The following is a 20,830-nucleotide window of genomic DNA, read 5'->3' as shown; positions in this document are numbered from 1 at the left end:
ACTACATCGCATGTCATGAAACATATCCCCGCGCTCGCGACCGCCCTCACCCTGATGACGCAACCTGCCTTCGCCGATGTGGTTGGCAAAGTCGGCGTGGACTGGGTCGGCAATGATATCGTGATAGAGGCTGTCTCAGACCCCAAGGTGCAGGGCGTGACCTGCCATCTGGCTTATTTCGACCGCTCGATCATCGACCGGCTGTCCAATGGCAACTGGTTCGAAGACCCCTCGAACTCGTCCATCTCTTGCCGCCAGACTGGCCCCATCGTGCTTGGCAATATTGACCGCAGTGCCGACGGCGAAAACGTCTTTAGCGAACGCCAGTCGATCATCCTCAAATCCATCAAGATCAAGCGCATCTTCGATGAGGCGAACAACACCCTGATCTACCTCGCCCATGCCAACGAGCTCACCCAAGGCTCGGCCAAAATGTCGATCAGCACCGTCCCCCTCTACACGCCCAGCGAATAACCCAGCCAAACGCCCGCCCCCGCCTGTCCTCGCTTTTTCAAAAAATACTCCCCCCGAAGGGGATCAGACCCGAGCCCGATGCACGTCGCCCAGCGCGGCCCACAGACCCCCGCGCGAAAATCCACCCGCATTCACCTTGCCAGATAAACTCCCGCCGGAGGCATCCAGCCGCGCCGAAAAAACTTCACTTCACCCCGTAGGCGCTCAAATCAAGCCTGCGAAAGTTCTCGTGCTCGCCTTTGGTCAGCGGATACCGCCGCAGCATGGCGTCGTTTTCGGTATGCACGCGGGCGCCCCAGTCGCTGCGCAGATGGGTCATCAAGCGGATATGCCCGTCGATCCATGTCCCCCGCGAATAGTCGTCGCTGCCAATCAACCCCTCCAACGCGCCGGGCCACCATTTGCGCAGCGCTTTCAGCCAGCTGGGGGCGGTGTCCGTGCGGGTGCGGCGCTCTTCGGCCATGGCGATCAGGCGCATGTCGCGGCGCAGGATGCGGAACAACAGCTCGTGCCCATCCACAGTCTCGCGCGACCGCTCCATGCCGTCATCATCCACGATCAGATCAAAGAACGGCCCCTCGCCCTCGATATGCGGTGTGCCGTCGCCGCGCGGGGTGCGGTCGATGGTATAGCCGGGAAAGGGGCGGTTGATCCGGCCCAGCGCCTCGCGAATGGCCGCTTCGACTTCAGTGACCCTCATGGTGTCCCCCGCACTTGCATGACGACATCGCGGATGATCCGGGCGATCAGCGCGCAATCCTCCAAGGAAAACGTCAGCGGCAGGCGCATATCCAGCAGCCCTGCCAATATTCGGTCCGTCGCGGGCAGCGGCGGTGTGTCCGCATATCGCCAGCTGTCATAGCGCGAGGTAAAGCCCGCAGGCTCTGCCGCGCCAAACCATTTAAGCGCAACGCCCCGCGCAGCGCAGCCGTCCACCACGGCGATCACATCGGGCGCGGCCCAATCCAGCAGCAGAAATTGGAACGACGACGCCACGAATTGCTCTTTCGCGCACCGCACAGGCAGCGTCAGCCCCGGCACATCCGCCAGCCCCCGCGCCAACCGCGTATAGCGGTCATTCCAGCGCCCCGCCTGCCGCGTCAGCGCTTTCAGCTGCGGGCGCAGGATTGCGGCGCGCAGATTATCCATCCGGCCAGAGATATTGGGCACGTCATACCGCAGCCCCGCGAACACCTCGGCCGGGGGCGCGGCGCGGTGGTGGTCATACAGCATATAGCTCCCCGACAGCAGCACGGCGCGGGCCATCGCCTCTGCATCATCGCTGATCAGCAAGCCGCCTTCGCCTGCGTTGATGTGCTTATAGGTTTGCGTGGAAAAGCAGCCCATCTTGCCAAAGCGACCCGTGGGCGTGCCGTTCCAGCGCGCACCCATCGTATGGGCGCAATCCTCGATCACCGTCACGCCAGCCGCATCACACAGTGCCATCAGCGCATCCATGTCGCAGATATGCCCGCGCATATGGCTCAGCAGCAGCACGCGGGCGCTCTCCAGCTTCTTGGCCAGATCATCCATGTCGATCACCAGCGCCTCGGTCACGCCGACGAACACTGGCACGGCCCCCACCCCGGCAATCGCGCCGGGTACCGGGGCCAGCGTAAAGGCATTGGTCAGCACAGGCTCGCCCGGCACGACACCGCAGGCGCGCAAGGCGCAGCCCAGCGCGTAACCGCCCGATGCCACCGCCAGCGCATAGGCCGCCCCGGTGCTGGCGGCAAAGTCTTCCTCGAGCCGCGCAGTTTCAGACACCTCGCCCTCTGCCACGTTGTAGCGGTGCAGGCGGCCATGGCGCAAAACGACCTCTGCTGCCGCGATGGACGCCTCTGGCAGCGGTTCTTGCTGCGTGAAATTGCCGGTAAAGACCTCTGACATAAGGTTAACCTTCGCGCCGGGCTCTGGCGGCGTCAATGGCTTACCCGATCAGCCTGCGCACAACCGCCCCTAGGTCATCGTAGTGATCCAGCAGCGCGTCGGGCATCAAAGCGGCCATATCCTCGCCCGCGGGACCGAAGGTCACCAGCACAGACGGCACGCCAGCGGCGCGGGCAGTCTTTGAGTCTGTCTCGGTATCGCCCACCAGCAAACAGCGCGTGGTATCACCGCCTGCGCGGCGCACGGTTTCGAACAGATGCTCTGGATCAGGCTTGCGCACGGGCAACGTGTCGGACCCCAGCATGGCGTGGAAATGGTCCAGCACGCCCAGCGCGGTCAGCAGCTGGATCGCCAGCGCCTCTGGCTTATTCGTGCAGATCGCCACGCGGTAACCTGCGTCCACCAAGCCGTTAATCGCAGTGATCGCGCCGTCATACAGATAGGTATGGGTGCTGATCGCCTGCCCGTAGTAGTTCAGCAGCGGCTGATACTGCGCATCCACCACATCCTCGTCCGGCACACCGGCGCGTTCCAGCCCTAGCCGCAGCATCGCCTTGGCCCCGCGCACGGCGGTCTTTTGGTCCAGAGCCGCGTCCAGCTGATCGCCCAAACCCAAATCGCGAAAACAGGCGTTCGCGGCGGCAATCAAATCGCCGCTTGTATTGGCAAGGGTGCCATCCAGATCAAAAACCACTGTGCGCATGTCGTAAATCCCTGTGTCACCCCGCGCCCACTGTTACGATCCGTAAACCTTCGTGACGCCCGCCTCCCTTGTATCGGCAGGCGGAATGGATACAACCCACGCCAAAGACGACATGATAAAGGCAGGCATATGAACACGGCATTAATCGTCCTTGCAGCAGGCAAGGGCACGCGGATGCAGTCCGACCTGCCCAAGGTGCTTCACCCCCTTGCCGGTGCCCCCCTGCTGATCCACGCGCTGCAGTCAGGCGGCACGCTAGACCCGGACCGCACCGTTGTCGTCACCGGACATGGCGGCGATCTGGTGACACGCGCGGCGCAATCCTTCGACGACCGCATCACCTGCGTGCAGCAGACCGAACAACTGGGCACCGCCCATGCTGTGGCCCAAGCCCGCCCCGCGCTGGACGGCTTTAGCGGCAACGCGGTCGTGCTTTACGGCGACACCCCGTTCATCAGCCCCGACACGCTGGATTCGATGATCACCGCCCGCGCCAAACATGACGTCGTTGTGCTGGGCTTTCACGCCGCCGATCCGGGCCGCTATGGCCGCCTTGTGATGGACGGCGACACACTGGCCGCGATCACCGAATACAAGGACGCAGACGAGGCGACCCGCGCGATCACCCTCTGCAACTCCGGCGTCATCTGCGCCGATGCGGATACACTGTTCTCGCTCATCGACGCGGTCGGCAACGACAACGCCTCGGGTGAATACTATCTGACGGACATCGTTGGCCTTGCCCGCGCACGGGGCCTGTCCGCTGGCGTGGTCACCTGCGACGAGGCTGAGACGCTTGGCATCAACTCTCGCGCAGAGCTTGCCGCGGCAGAGCAGCAATACCAGCGCCGCGCCCGCAGCAATGCCATCGCCGACGGCGTCACCATGCCTGCGCCCGACACGGTGATCTTTGCCCATGACACCTATATCGGTGCCGATGCGCTGATCGAGCCCTACGTCGTCTTCGCCCCCGGCGTGACGGTCGAATCCGGCGCAACCATTCGCGCGTTTTCCCACCTCGAAGGCTGCCACGTCAGCCAAGGTGCCGTCGTCGGCCCCTACGCCCGCCTGCGCCCCGGCGCGGAACTGGCCGAAGGCGCGAAGGTCGGCAACTTCGTCGAAATCAAGAACGCCCTGATCGACACAGGCGCCAAGGTCAGCCACCTGACCTATATCGGCGACGCGCAGATCGGCGCTGGTGCCAATATCGGCGCAGGCACCGTGACCTGCAATTACGACGGCTACTTCAAGCATCAGACCGTCATCGGCGCTGGCGCTTTCATCGGCTCGTCCACCATGCTGGTCGCCCCCGTCACCGTCGGCGCTGGCGCGATGACCGGCTCAGGCTCTGTCATTACCCGCGACGTCGCCCCCGGCGATCTGGCCCTTGGCCGCGCGCCCCAAGTCAACAAGGTGGGCCTCGCTGCGCGCTTGATGGGTAAACTCAAGGCCCTCAAGGCCGCCACAAAGAAAGGCTGACCCCATGTGCGGTATTGTCGGAGTCCTGTCGAACCACGAAGCTGCCCCCATTTTGGTGGATGCGCTGAAGCGCCTTGAATATCGCGGCTATGACAGCGCCGGGATTGCGACGATCAACGGCAAGACACTCGACCGCCGCCGGGCCATCGGCAAGCTGGTCAACCTGCAAGACTTGCTGGTGCATGATCCCCTCGCGGGCAAATCCGGCATTGGCCACACCCGCTGGGCCACACACGGCGTGCCCTCTGTCACCAATGCGCATCCGCACCGCGCAGGCCGCGTCGCCGTCGTGCACAACGGCATCATCGAAAACTTTCGCGAACTTCGCGCCTTTCTGGCCGACAACGGCATCAGCTATGAGACCGACACCGACACGGAAACCGTCGCCCTGCTGGCACAATATCACCTTGATCAAGGGCAATCCCCCCGCGAGGCGGCTGCCGCGACCATCGCCCAGTTGCACGGTGCCTATGCGCTGTGCTTTTTGTTCGACGGTGAAGACGACCTGCTGATCGCCGCCCGCAAAGGCAGCCCGCTGGCGATCGGCCACGGGGACGGCGAAAACTTCGTCGGCTCCGACGCCATCGCGCTGGCCCCAATGACTGACACGATCACCTATCTGGACGAAGGCGACTGGGCCATCGTGACCCGTACCAGCATTGAGATCCGCAATGCCGCTGGCGAACAAGTTAGCCGCCCGCGCAAAAAGATCGAGACAGGCTCTGCCGCCGTCGACAAGTCCGGCTACAAGCACTTCATGGCCAAGGAAATCGCCGAGCAGCCCACCGTGCTGCAAGGGGCCCTCTCCCATTACATCAACGCCGCTGGCACCGAAGTTACCCTGCCCGAGCCCGGCATCGACTTTGCACAGGTCGAGCGTCTGACGCTGGTCGCCTGCGGCACGGCCTTCTACGCCTGCATGGTCGCGAAATACTGGTTCGAACAGATCGCACGCATCCCGGTGGAAATCGACGTCGCGTCCGAATTCCGCTACCGCGAACCGCCCGTCACCCGCGGCACCGTGGCGCTGTTCGTCAGCCAGTCCGGCGAAACCGCCGACACCCTTGCTGCCCTGCGCTACATGGTGGGCAAGGCGGACCGGATCCTGTCCGTCGTGAACGTGCCCGAGTCGTCCATTGCGCGCGAAAGCGATCTGGCCCTGCCAATCTTGGCCGGCATCGAAGTCGGCGTCGCCTCGACCAAGGCCTTTACCTGCCAGCTGACCACGCTGGCGCTGCTGGTCCTGAAAGCCGCCGCTGATCGGGGCGAGATTGACGAAGATACCCTTGCCAAGCGCCTGACCGACCTGCGCCACCTGCCCGGCATCATGAACGCCGCACTGAATATCGAAGGCGCGACGCAAGCCCTGGCGCAAGAACTGTCAGAGGCCCGCGACATCCTGTTTCTGGGCCGCGGCGCGATGTACCCTCTCGCCCATGAGGGCGCGCTGAAGCTCAAGGAAATCAGCTATATCCACGCTGAAGCCTATGCCTCAGGAGAGTTGAAGCACGGCCCCATCGCGCTTGTCGACCCTGCCGTCCCCGTCATCGTCATGGCCCCGACCGACGCGCTTTTCGACAAAACCGTATCTAACATGCAAGAGGTCATGGCCCGCGGCGGCAAGGTGCTTCTGATCACCGACGCCGAAGGTGCGCGCACTGCGTCAGAGGGCGTGTGGAAAACCCTGATCCTGCCCGATGTGCCCGACTTCCTCGCGCCCATCCTTTACGCAATCCCGGCGCAACTGCTGGCCTATCACACCGCCATCGCCAAAGGTACGGATGTGGACCAGCCCCGCAATCTGGCGAAATCCGTCACGGTCGAGTAAAACAAATGGCCGGCCCCGCCTAGACGGTCCGGCCGCACCCACGACAGAGCCGGCAACCGCCCGGCGGAACCCCGTCCACCCTTCTTCTGGTCAAAAATACCTTGGGGTCCGGGGCAAAGCCCCGAAAGGGGTGGCGGGCGGGGCCGCCAGCCACCTTACTGCGCGCAAATTACTGCGCTTAAACTACTGGGCGTAAACCGTAACTTCCGCGATATCCGTCAGTGGAATGTCCAGCAACCGCATCGCCGCCAGCGAAATCTGACTGCCAGACCCGGCAGCCCCGCCAGAGGGGCGCAGTTCAACATTCGCGTCTTTGCCGTTGTAGGACACCCGTCCCATCACCAAGGCCTTAACCAAGGGCGTTTTCATCCAGATGCCCGGCTCTGCGGGCGGGCCAAGCGTTGCTTGCGTGGTGCCCAGCGCAGATACCGGCGCATCCACCTTAACGTCCAAAGCCTCGGCCTTGTCGGCGGCGCTCGTTGTGTCGAACTGATCGACAGTGCGCGCGGCGGCGGGCGGGCGCGGCGGCGGTGTGGGGTCTAGCGTCGGCGCAGGTGTGGCGACTGCATTCACTGGCGCAGCAGCGGGGGCTGTTGCGGCGGCGGGGACCATCATCGCCTCACAGGCGGACAGGGCGAAGGCGGGGATCAATAACAGGATTCTCATGGGCCTCACGCTATGACCCGTGCACAAAACTGACAAGTGCCCGCCTTGTCCTTGCGCAGACATGCGCGCAGCCCTAGGTTCATGTTTATGAATGCACCATTGATAGACCCTTTCGCCCGCGCGATCCGTTATCTGCGCGTCTCTGTGACGGACCGTTGCGATTTTCGCTGCGTCTATTGCATGTCGGAAAACATGACCTTTTTACCCAAAAAGGAGCTGCTGACGCTGGAAGAGCTGGATCGCATGTGTTCCGCCTTTGTCCGTCTTGGCGTTGAAAAGCTGCGCATTACCGGCGGCGAGCCTTTGGTGCGCCGCGAAATCATGACCTTTTTCCGCGCCATGTCCCGGCATCTGGAAAGCGGCGCTCTCAAAGAGTTGACGCTGACGACCAACGGCAGCCAGCTGGAACGCTTTGCCGCCGACCTTTACGCCGCTGGCGTGCGCCGGGTGAATGTCTCGCTCGATACGCTGGACGAGGATAAGTTCGCCCGCGTCACCCGCTGGGGACGTCTGCCGCAGGTCCTGCGCGGCATTGACGCGGCCCAAGCTGCTGGTCTGCGCGTCAAGATCAACGCCGTCGCGCTGAAGGACTTTAACGAGGACGAGCTGTTCACCATGACCGAATGGGCCGCGTCCCGCGACATCGACATGACCTTTATCGAGGTGATGCCCATGGGCGATATCGGCAACGAGGATCGCATCGGCCAGTTCTGGTCCCTCAAAGACCTGCGTGCGGACCTCGCGGGTCAGTATACCGTGACGGACCTGCCCGATAACTCCGGCGGCCCGGCCCGTTATGTGCGGCTTGAGGAAACCGGTCAAAAGATCGGCTTTATCACGCCAATGACCCATAACTTCTGCGAATCCTGTAACCGCGTCCGCATCACCTGCACTGGCGAGATCTATACCTGTCTAGGGCAAGAGGGTCACTCTGACCTGCGCGGTCCGCTGCGGTCATCCGAATCCGATACCGTGCTGGATGACGCCATCCGCGCCGCCATTGCGCTGAAACCCAAGGGCCACGATTTCGACTATTCGCGCCAAACGGTCGATGGCCAAGTCAGTCGCCACATGAGCCACACTGGCGGCTGACGTGACACGCCCGCCCATGGCCTTGCGCGTCTACGGGCGGGTTGCGAATGTCGCAGCGCCGTTGCTGTTTCGCCGCGTCCGCGACCGCCTGATTGCCCACGGTACCGCCCCGGCGCGCACGCGCGAACGGCTGGGCCATGCCACGCTGCCGCGCCCCGCCGGACGGCTGATCTGGTTTCACGGTGCCTCTGTTGGCGAAAGCCTCTCTGCCCTGCCTGTGATCGCAGCGCTGCTGGACCAGCCGGACGCGCCGACAATCCTTGTGACATCGGGCACCGCCACCAGCGCGCAAATCTTGGCGCAGCGCCTGCCGCAGGGGTGCATTCACCAGTTTGCCCCTTTGGACAGCGCCGCCGCCCTGCGCCGGTTCAATGCCCATTGGCAGCCCGATCTGCTGGTGCTGATGGAATCCGAAATCTGGCCTCAGATGATCGCCACCGCCCCTTGCCCGGTTGTGCTGCTGAATGCCCGCCTGTCGCCGCGCGCGCTGGCGCGTTGGCAGAAACTCGGGGCCTCGGCAGGTTGGCTGCTGGGCCAGCTCACGTTGATCATCGCCCAGACAGAGGCTGTGGCGACAGGCCTGCGCAGCCTTGGCGTCACGCCAGGCCGCATCCGCACCGGCGCGAACCTAAAGGCCGCCGCAGCGCCGCCATCCGCCGACCCAAATACCCTCGCGCAGATGAACAGCGCCCTGGGCCCCCGCCCCCGCTGGCTTGCCGCATCCACCCACGCGGGCGAAGAAACCTTGCTGCTGGACGTTCACAAAGCATTGCTGGCCACATCGCCGGACCTGTGCCTGATCCTCGCCCCCCGCCACCCCGACCGCGCGGACCGCATCGCCCAGTTGATCGCGGACGCAGGCCTGACCCTGACCCGCCGCAGCGACGGGGACACCCCCACCGCGCAGGTCTATCTGGCCGACACATTGGGAGAGATGGGACTTTGGTACCGCACCGCGCCCCTGACCTTCATTGGCGGATCGCTCACCCCCAACGGCGGCCATAATCCGTGGGAGGCCGCCCCCTTGGGCACCGCCCTGCTGACGGGGGCAAACCTGAACAATTGCGCCGCTGACTGGCACATGCTGGCAGAGGCGCGCGGTGCCACCTCGGGCCTGAAGCCGCAGCAGCTGACGGACGCCCTACGCACGATGCTGAACGATCCTCAGATCGCCCGCGACATGGCATCCAATGCTGCCGCCTGCGCCGCCGCCCAAAAGGGCGACCTTGCCCGTATCGCCGCAGAATTGACCGCCCTGCTGCCCGCAAAGGACACCGCATGATCCGTGATCCAAGCGCGATTTCAGTGATCGCACCGAACCTGAAACGCAGGCTTTCTGGCGTAACCTCCACCGTGCTGCGCCTCGTGCCGCTGCAGTCGCGCGATATCGCCATTGCCGCGACCGGCCCAGTTCTACCCGCCAGCGTGCCACAAATCCCGCTGCGCCGCCTGCTGACGATGTCCCGCCAAGGCCCCGGCGGCGGCCCCCGCGTCTGGCACGCCCGCCGCAATATCGAAATGATCGCGGGGCTTGGCCTAAAATATCTGCTGCGCAAAGACTTGCAACTCATGTTCACCTCCGCCTCGCAGCGGCAGCACACCGGCCTGACCCGCTGGTTGATCGGCCAGATGGACGCCGTCGTTGCCACCTCTGCTTTGACGCAAGCCTATCTGAAGGTGCCAAGCACCGTGATCCACCACGGCATCGACACAGACACCTTCGCCCCCAGCGCGGACAAAGCCGCCCTGCGCGCGCGTCTTGGCCTGCCGCAGGATGCCCTGCTGATCGGCTGCTACGGCCGCATTCGCGAATCCAAAGGCACCGATATCTTTGTCGAGGCGATGCTCGACGTCCTTCCCCGCCACCCGAACGCGGTCGGTCTTGTCATGGGCCGCGCCGTGGGCCGCGACACCCCATTCTTGCAAGCCTTGCGCGACCGCGTCCAAGGCCACAAGCTGGTAAATCGCCTGCGGTTCCTGCCCGAAGTCCCCGCTGACGCCACCGCCCCGTGGTATGCCGCCCTTGACCTTTACGTCGCGCCGCAACGCCACGAAGGCTTCGGCCTGACCCCGCTTGAAGCCATGGCCTGCGGCGTGCCCTCCATCGCGACCCGCACAGGGGCTTTCGCTGAAATCGTAGGCGAGGGCGTCACAGGCACCGTCATTCCCACTGACGACACCCCCGCGCTGATCGCCGCGCTGGACAACGTGCTGTCCGACCCCGCAAGCCTGACGCGCTGGCAAGCCGCCTGCCGCCCCCGCGCCGAGGATGGCTTTCGCATCAACGATGAAGCCCAATCGCTGATCGCGATCTATCGCAAGCTTCTTAGCAGCAGCACTGATTGAACCCTACAACTGGGGGCTGTCTGCCCCCAGACCCCCGAAGGTATTTTCAACCAGAAGAAGGGCGGCCCCGCCGACGCGAAACCGCCCCCCTCTCTGTTTTACAAATATCCCCGCCGGAGGCTTGCCCTGCAGCGCAGGGCAAATCCTTTAAGCCGCAGGCATCCGCTTTTCGACAATCTCGGCCCACCAGCTGCAGCCGGCCGGAATCACATCGTCGTTAAAATTGTATTCGGGGTGGTGCACACTGGCCCCTTCGCCGTTGCCGACCAAGATGTAGGCCCCCGGACGCTCTTCAAGCATAAAGGCAAAGTCCTCGCCGCCCATCACCAAAGGCGCCTCCGTGCAATCGCCCGATACGCTGCGGGCTATGTCTGCAGCAAACTCTGTCTGCTCCGGGCTGTTGACCATGACGGGGTAGCCTTTGATGTAGTTCACATCGGCCTTTGCGCCAAAGGCACTTGCGGTGCCTTCCGCCAAGGCCTTTAGCCGGGTTTCAGCCAAGGCGCGCATGTCTTTGGACATCGTGCGCACGGTGCCCTTTAGCATGACCCGCTGGGCGATCACGTTAAACGCTTTGGAGGAGCTTTCGATGCTGGTCACAGACACCACAACCTGATCGGTCGGATCGGCGTTGCGGGACGCGATGGATTGCAGGGCGACGACGACGTGGGACGCGATCAGCGTGCTGTCGATGGTTTCCTGCGGCTTGGCCGCGTGGCCGCCCTTCCCCTCTACGGTGATTTCAAACTGATCGGTCGCGGCGAAAAACGCGCCTGTACGGATGCCGAACGTGCCCAGCGGCATGCCGGGCCAGTTATGCATGCCGTAGACCTCGTCGATGTTCCAGCGGTCCATCATGCCGTCGTCGCACATTTCCTTGCCGCCCGCGCCGCCTTCTTCGGCGGGCTGAAAGATCACGACGACCGTGCCGTCGAAATTGCGCGTTTCCGCCAGATATTGCGCTGCGCCCATCAGCATGGCCGTGTGGCCGTCGTGGCCGCAGGCATGCATCGCGCCGGGGGTTTTGCTGGCATAGGGCAGCCCTGTTGCCTCTAGAATCGGCAGCGCGTCCATGTCGGCGCGCAGGCCGATGACGCGGCCTTTGGTGTCGGTCTTGCCCTTGATCACGCCCACCACGCCGGTGCGGCCGATGCCGGTCACGACCTCTTCGCAGCCAATCGCGGTTAAGTGGTCGGCGACGACTTTGGCAGTGCGATGCGTTTCAAACAGGATTTCGGGGTGTTCGTGCAGGTCACGGCGGATTGCGGTGATATCGGGCAGCAGTTCGGCAAAGCGGTTCTTAACGGGCATTTAAGCTCTCCATTCTAGACAACGTCAAAGCGCCGCCGTGGTGGCGGCGCGGATTACAAATTCGGCCTACAAATTTGGGCCGGCGATCAATTTTGATCCGTCGGTAAAGCGTGACAGGCGGAAGCGGCTGAGATCAAAGCCCGGCGCCTGCCCCAGCGCCAGCCGCGCGGTGATGCGGCCAAAGGCGGGGCCGATGCCAAAGCCGTGGCCACACATACCCGTGCAGACGGTCAGGCCGGGGATCTGGTCGACATGGTCCACCACTGGCACGATGTCGGGCAGCGTGTCGATCATGCCCGCCCAACTGCGCGCGATTGTGACCTCGCCCAGTCCCGGAAAAGTATCGGCAAAGTCGCGGGCCATCTTTTTCACGCGCCCGGCGTTGGGGGATGGATCAAGGATGCGGCACTGCTCGAACGGGCTGATATCGCCATCGTCCCATTGGCGCGGCGTGCGCCAGCCGTCCGGATAGCCGCTTGGCGCGGCCAGCAGCAGTTTGGTGCCAAGCGGGTCCTGCCACAGCAAGCCCGCGAAATTGCGCAACGCGCGAAAGGCATCGGGGCCGACGAACAGCTCGTGAAAGCCAGCGGGCGCAAGGGTATAGCCGCCATCGGCGCGCTTGCGCCATGCCAGCCGCTTGTCGACCGCGCCGCCAAGGTTCACGTCGCCCATGCGCGTCGTCGCGGCTACGGTCGCGCGCACGGACAGTTGCGGGATGTTCACGCCGTGGCGGCGCAGGAACAGCGATGACCACGATCCGCCCGCCAGCACCACGGTTTTCGTGCGCACCAGCCCCTGTTCCGTCACCACACCCGCCACGCGTCCACCGACCAGATCAAGCCCGCGCACGGCGCAGCCTTCGACGATCTGCACGCCAGCCTTGCGGGCGGCGGCGGCGAATTTCGGCACGGCCAGCCATGGCTCTGCCTTCATGTCGGTTTTGGTCCACAGTGCGCCCGCATAGGCGCGCTTGGCCCCCGGCAAAGCCTCGGCCAGACGCTGCCCCGTCAGCATCATCGCGCCGGGGCGATGCGGGGCTGCGGCGCGTTGCCATTCCTCGAATCCAGCAAGCTGGGCCGCGTCTTCGGCCAGATAGAGCGTGCCTGTCTGGCGCAGCCCGATATCGCCCACCTCGGCGGCAAGGTCAGGCCACATCTTCTGCGCCTCTTGCATGATCGGCAGCTCGTCCAGATCGCGGCCCTGCGCGCGAATCCAGCCCCAGTTGCGGCTTGATTGTTCACCCGCAATGCGGCCCTTTTCCAGTAAAACAACGCTTTGCCCGGCCCGCGCCAGTTCCCACGCGGTCATAACGCCGATGATACCGCCGCCAATCACGACGGCATCGGCCTGTGCGGGCAGCGCATCGGTGAATTGCGCCGGGGTGGTCATTGTAAAGGGAAAGGTCACTTTAGATGCGCCACCAAGGCGCGCATAAAGTCCTGCCCGGCAGCGAACTGATCCACCGTGATGAATTCATCGGGCTGATGCGCCTGTGCGATATCGCCCGGTCCCACGACGCAGGCGGAAAAGCCGCGTTCCTGAAACTGCCCGGCCTCGGTGCCATAGCTGACGACATGGGTGCCGTTGTCGCCGGTCAGGCGGCGGGCCAGCTCTTCAGCTTTGCCCTGTTCCTCTGGCGCGAGGCCCGGCAGGCCGAAGCTTTGCACGACGTCGATGCCGGTCTCGGGGTGGATCGCCTGCATTTCGGCCTGGATCTCGGCGACTTTTGCCATGAACAGATCGCGCCATGTCGCCACATCTTCGCCTGGCACAGTGCGAAAGCTGAGGTCAAAGTGGCAGTCTTTGGCGGTGATATTGTGGGCGGTGCCGCCCTGAATGGTGCCGACGTGCAGGCTGGTAAAGGGCGGGTCAAAGGCGGCGGCCATCGGCGCGGGTGTCTTTGCCACCTGCTGGGCGTTGATCTGGTTGGCCCAGTCGATCAGCCTTGCAGCCTGCATCACGGCGCTGACGCCTTCGGTGATCTTGGACGAATGCACCTCGAACCCGCGCACATGCACGGACAGGCCGATGCCGCCTTTATGGCCGGTGACAACCTGCATCATGGACGGCTCTCCGACCAGCACCGTATCGCCGCGCGGCATGTTGTGGGCGACCATGTGGTCGATCATCACGGGCGCGCCGGTGCAGCCGATTTCTTCGTCATAACTCAGCGCGATTTGCAGCGGGCGGCTGACGCCTTGGCTAGCGGCCAGCCCCATCGCCCACAGCGCTAGCGCATCGAATCCCTTCATGTCGCAGCAGCCACGGCCAAACAGCTTGCCGTCCTTTTCCACCACCGTGAACGGGTCCGTCGTCCAGTCCTGCCCGTCCACAGGCACCACATCCGTATGCCCCGACAGCACCACAGCGCCCGGCACCATCGGCCCGACATGGGCATAAAGCGCGGCCTTGTTCCCGCAGGGGCTGGGCACGCGCACCACAGATGCCCCGATTCCCTGCAAGTAGGTTTCCACCCAATCAATCAGGTCCAGATTGCTGTCGCGGCTGACGGTGGGAAAGCTGACAAGCTTGTCCAGCAATGCGCGCGGGCTGGGGGTAGCGGTCATTTGCGCAGTCCTTGAATGGGAAAAATGAATGCGCCCACCCTGCCCGCCGAATCCCAAAGGTCAAGGCACCCCGCGACCATCACCGCCACACTTTCGCGCAAAACCTTTGCAAACGCTCGTTTTTTCAGCGCAAAGATTGTTGACCATACGGTAAATAGCTTTCCACTTGCGGGCCTCGGAAACCATGTTACCGTCCGACACCAGACGACCTGCACTAAAGACAGGCGTATGCTTAAAAATGAACCGGGGAGGTTCGCTTATGCCCGATGGGGCGCTACAGCCGGGATCGGCTGATCCTGTGCTGGACGTGCGGGGTCTAAAAACCGTTTTCAAAGTGCGCGGCGGCGAAGTGCATGCCGTGAACAATGTCAGCTTTGACCTGCGCGCCGGAGAGCTTCTTGGCGTCGTCGGCGAAAGCGGCTCTGGCAAATCGGTGACCATGATGTCCTTGCTGGGTCTGCTGCCCAGCCCCCCCGCCGATGTGCGCGGCGGTTCGGTCAGGTTCGAAGGCCAAGACCTGTTGCATATCACACCGGAACAGCTGCGCGCCGTGCGCGGCGGGCGCATTGGCTTCGTGTTCCAAGACCCGATGACGTCCCTGAACCCCGTGTTCACCGTCGGCTATCAGATCATGGAGCCGCTGCGCGCCCACATGGGTCTGAACAAAAACGCCGCCCGTGCCCGTGCGCAGGAACTGCTTGAACTCGTCGGCATCCCCGGCGCGGCGCAGCGGCTGGACGATTACCCTCACCAATTTTCCGGCGGTATGCGCCAGCGCGTGATGATCGCGATTGCGCTGGCCTGCGATCCCAAAGTGCTGATCGCGGACGAGCCGACGACCGCCCTTGATGTCACCATCCAAGCGCAAATCATCGAGCTGATGAAGGAATTGCGCGACAAGCTGGGCATGGCGGTGATCTGGATCACCCACGACCTTGGCGTCATTGCCGGAATCGCTGACCGCGTGTTGGTGATGTACGGCGGCCAAGTTGTCGAACATGCGCCGGTGCAGGAATTGTTCCGCAACCCGCAGCACCCCTATACCCGCGCCTTGCTGACCACGATTCCGAAAATCAGTGGCGAGCGTGCCCGCCGCCTGACGGTCATTCAGGGCCAGCCGCCGATCCTTGGCGATGCGCCCACAGCCTGCCCGTTCCGCGACCGTTGCGATGTGGCAATTGCGCGCTGCGCGACAGAAAACCCGCCCCGCTATGACCTTGGCGGCGGCCATGATGCGGCCTGTTTCGTTGCCAAAGGGGCCGTCGATGCTTGATCAAACCAACACAGCATTGGTGCGCGTACGCGACCTTCAGATGCACTTTCCCATCTATTCCGGCCTGCTGCGCCGCCAGACTGGCGCGGTAAAGGCCGTGGATAGCGTCAGCTTTGACGTGATGCAGGGCGAAACGCTGGGCCTTGTCGGCGAATCCGGTTGCGGCAAATCCACCTGCGGCCGCGCGATCCTGCGGCTGTACGATATCACCGGCGGCGAGGTCACAATCGACGGCACCGACATCGGCCAGATGTCGCAGTCCGACCTGCGCACAAAGCGGCCCACCATGCAGATGGTGTTCCAAGACCCGCAGGCGTCCCTGAATCCCCGCATGACGGTCGAGGCGATTATTCGCGAACCGCTGGACGAGCACACGAAGCTATCGGCAGCCGAGAAGGAAGCCAAAGTCGGCGAGCTGATGGACGCCGTCGGCCTGAACCGCCGCTTTGCCAAACGCTATCCCCATGCCTTTTCCGGCGGCCAGCGCCAGCGCATCGGCATCGCCCGCGCGCTGGCTCTGAACCCCAAGTTTATCGTCTGCGACGAGCCGATTGCCGCGCTGGACGTGTCGATCCAAGCGCAGGTCGTGAACCTGCTAGAGGATTTGCAGGAAAAATACGGCCTGACCTATCTGTTCATCAGCCACGACCTGTCGATGGTGCGCCATATCGCGACGCGCATCGCGGTGATGTATCTGGGCAAGATCGTCGAACTGGCCCCCCGGGCAGAGCTGTATAGCGACCCGCTGCACCCCTATACCAAGGCGCTGCTGTCTGCCGTGCCCGAACCCGATCCGGCCATCGCGCAAACCCGCGAACGGATCGTGCTGCAAGGCGACGTGCCGTCACCGGCCAACCCGCCAAAGGGCTGCAATTTCTGCACCCGCTGCCCGGCCGTCATGCCGGTCTGCAAAGACATTGAACCCACATACCAAGAGGTGACGCCGGGCCGTTTTGTGGCCTGCCACCTGTTCGAGACAACCGGCACGGCGGAGAAAACCGCTGGCTACATCTGATCATCAACAAGGGAGAGTTACCTGATGAAAATGAAAACAATGCTCATGGGCGCTGCCGCCACGATGGCCTTTGGCCAAATGGCAAATGCAGCCGCCCACGAAGGCGAGCGGGGCCGTGATGGCGCGCTTGGCATCATCTATTGGCAAGCGCCATCCATCATGAACGCCTATCTGTCGGGCGGCACCAAGGACATCGAGGCCGCATCGCTGGTCACCGAACCCCTTGGCCGCTATGACGAAACCGGCGCACCTGTTGCTTGGTTGGTTGACGAAATCCCCACCGTCGCCAATGGCGGCGTGGCCGAAGACCTGACCTCGATCACGTGGAAGCTGTCCGAAGGTCTGCTGTGGTCCGACGGCACGCCCGTCACCTCTGCCGACGTTAAGTTCACCGCTGATTACTGCATGGACCCCGAAGGCGGCTGCGCGCAGCTGGCCAAGTTCGAAGGCGTCGAGTCCGTCGAAGTCATCGACGATCTGACGGTCAAGGTGAACTTTGCCGCGCCAACCCCGAACCCATATGGTCCCTTCATGGGCAACCAGTCGCCCATCATTCAGGCCGCACAGTTCGCCGAATGCACCGGCACACGCGCGCCGGAATGCACCGACGCGAACTTTATGCCCATCGGCACCGGCCCCTTCGTTGTGACGGATTTCCGCACCAACGACGTGATCCAGCTGGAAGCCAATTCCAACTACCGTGACCCGATGAAGCCGGCCTTCCAGACCGTGACCTTCAAAGGGGGCGGCGACGCAGAGGCTGCTGGCCGCGCTGTGCTGCAAACCGGTGAATTCGACTACGCTTGGAACCTGCAGCTGGCACCCGATGTCATCGCAGCCATGGCTGACGGCGGCGTCGGCACACCTGTGTCCGCATTCGGCACACTGGTCGAGCGGATCGAGATGAACATGACCGATCCGTCATCCGATCTGCCCGAGGGCGAGCGTGCAACCGCTGCACACCCGCACCCGTTCCTGTCGGACGAAAAAGTCCGCCGCGCCCTGTCCATGGCCATCGACCGCGATCTGCTGGTTGAAGTCGGCTACGGCGATGCGGGCCGTGCGACCTGTAATCTGGTCCCTGCCCCTGCAATGTACGCATCCGACAACACCGACTGCCTGGTGCAGGACATTGACGGTGCCAAGGCGCTGCTGGACGAAGCTGGCTGGACCGACACCGACGGCAACGGCATCCGCGACAAAGACGGCGTAGAGATGAACATCCTGTTCCAGTCGTCCACCAACGCTGTGCGTCAGGACTTCCAAGCCTTGATCAAAGACTGGTGGGAACAGATCGGCACCTCTGTCGAGCTGCGCAACATCGACGGTTCGGTCTTCTTTGGCGGTGATCCGGGTTCGCCCGATACCTTCCAGAAGTTCTATGCCGACGTGGAAATGTATGCCAACAACTTTGACGGCACCGATCCTGCGTCCTACCTCGCGTCCTACACTTGCGAAAAGGCACCGCGCCCGGACTCTGGCTGGCAGGGCGAGAACATCAACCGCTATTGCGATCCAGCATACGACGCACTGGTGGCTGAACTGAACGGCACCGCCGATCTGGACGAGCGTTCGCGCATCGCCAAAAAGCTGAACGACATGGTCACCAAAGAGTCCATGACGATCGTGCCGCTGGTCGACCGTGGCCGCGTGTCTGCCCACGCCAACACCCTTGGCGGCGTGCTGCTGAACACATGGGACTCAGAGCTGTGGAACGCAGCCGACTGGTACCGCATCAAGGAATAAGTCTTCCGTTTGGCGCGGGCGGGGATTATCCCCCGCCCCGCCGTTTTCCTGTCTGCCGCTTTGCCCGCAAAGCCCTGAACCAAGGCGCCCCCCGCAATGCTGACCTACACCTTTCGCAGGCTGCTGATCTCGATCCCGACGCTTTTGTTCATCGCTTTCGTGATCTTCATGCTGCTGGAACTCGCCCCCGGCGATCCCATGGCGAACATGCCCCTGACCATCCCGCCAGAGGTCAAAGAGAAAATGCGCCTTGCGCTGGGATTAGGAGAGCCGTGGTGGATACGCTTCCCGCTCTGGCTTAAACAATTCTTTATCGTAGAGCCGCAGTATTGGTTCGATAGCGCCTTTGGCACGAATTTCGCAGATGGCGCACAGCGCATCATCAGCTTTCAATCGCGCAGCCCCGTGTTTGACACCATCGCACAGCGCATGCCCCAGACCCTGTGGGTCGTCGGCATGTCCTATGTCGTCGGCGTGCTGATCGCCCTGCCCATCGGTATCATCAGCGCCTACCGCCAGTATTCGGTGTTCGACCAAGTCGGCACCTTCGTGTCGATGATCGGTTTTTCCGTGCCGCCGTTCTTTTCCGGCGTGCTGCTGATCGTGATTTTCTCGGTCACACTCGGTTGGCTGCCGTCGATTTATGACACCACCCACGTCGTAAACGACTGGGCCAGCTTTAAGGTGCAGCTGATGCAGATGGTCATGCCCGTCATGGTGCTGGCGCTGCAAACCACCGCGCAGGTCAGCCGCTACATGCGGGCGTCCATGCTGGATAACCTTGGCCAAGACTATGTGCGCACAGCGCGCGCCAAGGGGATGAAGGAAAGCGTCGTGGTCATGCGCCATGTGCTGCGCAATTCCATGATCCCCGTCATCACCGTCATCGCCCTTGGCATCCCCGCCATCTTTGGCGGCGCGATCATCACAGAGCAGATTTTCAAGGTGAACGGCCTTGGCCAGTTGCTGATCATCGCCCTGCAAGGCAATGACATTCCGATGGTGATGACCCTGACCTTCCTCTTTGCGATCCTGATCGTGATGTTCAACCTGATTGCCGACGTCCTGTATGGCGTGTTCGACCCAAGGATCCGCTATGACTAATCGTGCCCCCCACGCAGATGCTGACAACTTGCTAGTGGCGGGCGATCCCACCGCCCCCGTAGAGGCAGTCAAGGCCCGCAACCAATGGCTCGACGTTTGGGACCAGTTCCGCACCCACAAGGGTGCTGTGGCCTCGCTCGTCTTTCTGATCGCCATCATCCTGTTTACGCTTGCAGGCCCGCTGGTCTGGCGGCTGGACCCCGCCGCGCTGGATATCCGCAACAAGGACCTGCGCCCGATCATTAACGCCCTGTGGGGCGCGGAAAAGGTCGCTTGGGCCCACCCCTTTGGCACCGATAACCTTGGCCGCGATTTGATGGCGCAGATCATGCAGGGCGGCCGGATCAGCCTTGCCGTCGGGGCCGCCGCGATGATCCTCGCGATCCTGATCGGCACCTTCGTCGGTGTGATCGCAGGCTACTTCAACCGCCTTGACGGGCTGCTGATGCGCCTGACCGACCTGTTCCTTGCCCTGCCCTTGCTGCCCTTGCTGCTGGTGATGATGCTGCTGTTCCGCGATCCGCTGCGCAGCGCCTTTGGGCCAGAGCAAGGCATCTTTATCCTGATCGTTGCCGGCATCGGCATCACCAGCTGGATGCACACCGCCCGCATCGTGCGCGGCGATGTGCTGGCGCTGAAAGAACGGGAATACGTCCTTGCCGCCCGCAGCATCGGCACGCCCAGCCGCCGCATCATCACGCGGCACCTGCTGCCCAACGTGCTATCGCCGATCATGGTCAGCGCCACCCTTGGCCTTGCCACCGCGATCATCACGGAAAGCGCGCTTAGCTTTCTTGGTCTTGGTTTTCCGCCGGACTTTCCGACATGGGGTAAAATCCTTGCCGATAGCGTGCCGCGTATGACCGCCTTCCCCGAACGTGTTGTGCTGCCGGGTCTGGCGATCTCGCTGACGGTGCTGGCGGTGAACTATATCGGCGATGGTCTACGCGACGCCCTCGACCCGCGCATCCGCGGTCTTTAGCGCCCGAAGACTTTTCCCAGCCCTAAGAGTCTGATTCAAAACTAACTGCACCTTCTCAATCCCTTGCGAGATGCCGTGTGACGCGTCTGATGTGTGCGATGAGGATCCAAGCCTCTGCGCTTGCGATGGATTTTTCCCAATCTTTCGATAGGCGGCGACATCGGTTCAGCCAGGCGAAGGTGCGCTCGACGACCCACCGTCGCGGCAGCACTTCAAAGCCCTCCGCGGTGTCAGAGCGTTTGACGATCTGGACGGTCCATCGGCCGAGGGCCTTTAGCGCGTCCCGCAGTTTGGGCCCTGCATACCCGCCATCCGCAAATACATGTCGCAATGATGGATAGCGCGAGGCGATCG

19 protein-coding genes are annotated in these 20,830 nt (G+C 63.1%); 11 read left to right on the top strand and 8 right to left on the bottom strand.

What is annotated here, in order from left to right; genetic code table 11:
• The first annotated feature begins 15 nt into the window (after positions 1-15).
• Complete coding sequence (locus tag BM131_RS06415; RefSeq protein WP_090187275.1) at positions 16-474, top strand: CreA family protein; 459 nt, start codon at positions 16-18, stop codon at positions 472-474.
• Between the two features lie 184 nt (positions 475-658).
• On the opposite strand, the gene BM131_RS06410 is transcribed toward BM131_RS06415, so the two are convergent.
• Genes BM131_RS06410 through BM131_RS06400 form a run of 3 tightly spaced genes read right to left on the bottom strand, consistent with a single transcriptional unit; the run spans position 659 to position 3,067 of the window.
• Positions 659-1,174 carry a hypothetical protein gene (locus tag BM131_RS06410; RefSeq protein ID WP_090187273.1) on the bottom strand — a complete coding sequence of 172 codons (516 nt, stop codon included), beginning with the start codon at positions 1,172-1,174 and terminating at the stop codon, positions 659-661.
• Complete coding sequence (locus BM131_RS06405) at positions 1,171-2,364, bottom strand: DegT/DnrJ/EryC1/StrS family aminotransferase (protein ID WP_090187270.1); 1,194 nt, start codon at positions 2,362-2,364, stop codon at positions 1,171-1,173. The genes BM131_RS06410 and BM131_RS06405 overlap by 4 nt, the downstream gene beginning before the upstream one ends.
• A 40-nt stretch (positions 2,365-2,404) precedes the next feature.
• Positions 2,405-3,067 (bottom strand): HAD-IA family hydrolase, encoded by a 663-nt coding sequence (locus BM131_RS06400; protein ID WP_090187268.1) that lies wholly within the window; start codon positions 3,065-3,067, stop codon positions 2,405-2,407.
• 129 nt (positions 3,068-3,196) lie between these two features.
• On the opposite strand from BM131_RS06400, the gene glmU reads away from it, so the two are divergent.
• Both glmU and glmS read left to right on the top strand, forming a co-directional pair.
• Positions 3,197-4,546, top strand: a complete 1,350-nt coding sequence (gene glmU, locus BM131_RS06395; protein ID WP_090187265.1) for a bifunctional UDP-N-acetylglucosamine diphosphorylase/glucosamine-1-phosphate N-acetyltransferase GlmU — start codon at positions 3,197-3,199, stop codon at positions 4,544-4,546.
• A 4-nt stretch (positions 4,547-4,550) separates the two neighbouring features.
• Positions 4,551-6,374: a glutamine--fructose-6-phosphate transaminase (isomerizing) gene (glmS, locus tag BM131_RS06390; RefSeq protein ID WP_090187261.1), complete on the top strand. Its 1,824-nt coding sequence runs from the start codon at positions 4,551-4,553 to the stop codon at positions 6,372-6,374.
• 183 nt (positions 6,375-6,557) lie between these two features.
• Here glmS and BM131_RS06385 read toward each other — a convergent pair whose 3' ends face one another.
• The gene (locus BM131_RS06385) at positions 6,558-7,040 is read right to left on the bottom strand and encodes a D-galactarate dehydratase (RefSeq protein WP_245754155.1); all 483 of its coding nucleotides are present in this window, start codon (positions 7,038-7,040) and stop codon (positions 6,558-6,560) included.
• 87 nt (positions 7,041-7,127) lie between these two features.
• Here BM131_RS06385 and moaA point away from each other — a divergent pair, with 87 nt between their 5' ends.
• The 3 genes from moaA to BM131_RS06370 are packed head-to-tail and all read left to right on the top strand — an operon-like array spanning position 7,128 to position 10,478.
• Positions 7,128-8,132 (top strand): GTP 3',8-cyclase MoaA, encoded by a 1,005-nt coding sequence (gene moaA, locus BM131_RS06380; protein ID WP_090187737.1) that lies wholly within the window; start codon positions 7,128-7,130, stop codon positions 8,130-8,132.
• 1 nt (position 8,133) lies between these two features.
• A complete protein-coding gene (locus BM131_RS06375; RefSeq protein WP_139222590.1) occupies positions 8,134-9,414 on the top strand; it encodes a 3-deoxy-D-manno-octulosonic acid transferase in 1,281 nt (426 codons plus the stop codon).
• Positions 9,411-10,478, top strand: coding sequence for a glycosyltransferase family 4 protein (locus tag BM131_RS06370; RefSeq protein ID WP_090187255.1), 1,068 nt, complete (start codon positions 9,411-9,413; stop codon positions 10,476-10,478). Before BM131_RS06375 ends, BM131_RS06370 begins: the two co-directional genes overlap by 4 nt.
• Positions 10,479-10,625: 147 nt before the next feature.
• Here the strand turns inward: BM131_RS06370 and BM131_RS06365 are convergent, their stop codons facing one another.
• The 3 genes from BM131_RS06365 to argE form a co-directional block, all read right to left on the bottom strand.
• Positions 10,626-11,789, bottom strand: coding sequence for a M20 aminoacylase family protein (locus BM131_RS06365; RefSeq protein WP_090187253.1), 1,164 nt, complete (start codon positions 11,787-11,789; stop codon positions 10,626-10,628).
• 66 nt (positions 11,790-11,855) lie between these two features.
• Positions 11,856-13,196 (bottom strand): NAD(P)/FAD-dependent oxidoreductase, encoded by a 1,341-nt coding sequence (locus BM131_RS06360; RefSeq protein WP_342713948.1) that lies wholly within the window; start codon positions 13,194-13,196, stop codon positions 11,856-11,858.
• Positions 13,193-14,356 (bottom strand): acetylornithine deacetylase, encoded by a 1,164-nt coding sequence (gene argE / locus BM131_RS06355; RefSeq protein WP_090187250.1) that lies wholly within the window; start codon positions 14,354-14,356, stop codon positions 13,193-13,195. Before argE ends, BM131_RS06360 begins: the two co-directional genes overlap by 4 nt.
• Positions 14,357-14,615: 259 nt before the next feature.
• Here argE and BM131_RS06350 point away from each other — a divergent pair, with 259 nt between their 5' ends.
• The 5 genes from BM131_RS06350 (at position 14,616) to BM131_RS06330 (ending at position 20,476) form a co-directional block, all read left to right on the top strand.
• Positions 14,616-15,629 carry an ABC transporter ATP-binding protein gene (locus BM131_RS06350; RefSeq protein WP_090187248.1) on the top strand — a complete coding sequence of 338 codons (1,014 nt, stop codon included), beginning with the start codon at positions 14,616-14,618 and terminating at the stop codon, positions 15,627-15,629.
• Complete coding sequence (locus tag BM131_RS06345) at positions 15,622-16,644, top strand: ABC transporter ATP-binding protein (protein ID WP_090187245.1); 1,023 nt, start codon at positions 15,622-15,624, stop codon at positions 16,642-16,644. Before BM131_RS06350 ends, BM131_RS06345 begins: the two co-directional genes overlap by 8 nt.
• Positions 16,645-16,668: 24 nt before the next feature.
• Positions 16,669-18,390 (top strand): peptide ABC transporter substrate-binding protein, encoded by a 1,722-nt coding sequence (locus tag BM131_RS06340; RefSeq protein WP_090187242.1) that lies wholly within the window; start codon positions 16,669-16,671, stop codon positions 18,388-18,390.
• A 96-nt stretch (positions 18,391-18,486) separates the two neighbouring features.
• Positions 18,487-19,494, top strand: coding sequence for an ABC transporter permease (locus BM131_RS06335; RefSeq protein ID WP_090187237.1), 1,008 nt, complete (start codon positions 18,487-18,489; stop codon positions 19,492-19,494).
• Positions 19,487-20,476, top strand: coding sequence for an ABC transporter permease (locus tag BM131_RS06330; protein WP_090187234.1), 990 nt, complete (start codon positions 19,487-19,489; stop codon positions 20,474-20,476). The genes BM131_RS06335 and BM131_RS06330 overlap by 8 nt, the downstream gene beginning before the upstream one ends.
• Positions 20,477-20,531: 55 nt before the next feature.
• Here BM131_RS06330 and BM131_RS06325 read toward each other — a convergent pair.
• On the bottom strand, positions 20,532-20,830 hold a 299-nt coding region (locus BM131_RS06325), incomplete at its 5' end, for a transposase (RefSeq protein WP_139222589.1).

The sequence above is a fragment of the Loktanella salsilacus genome, assembly GCF_900114485.1.
GTDB classification, from domain to species: domain Bacteria; phylum Pseudomonadota; class Alphaproteobacteria; order Rhodobacterales; family Rhodobacteraceae; genus Loktanella; species Loktanella salsilacus.
Note: the sequence above shows the minus strand (reverse complement) of the source record. Positions and strands in the feature narration are given on the sequence as shown.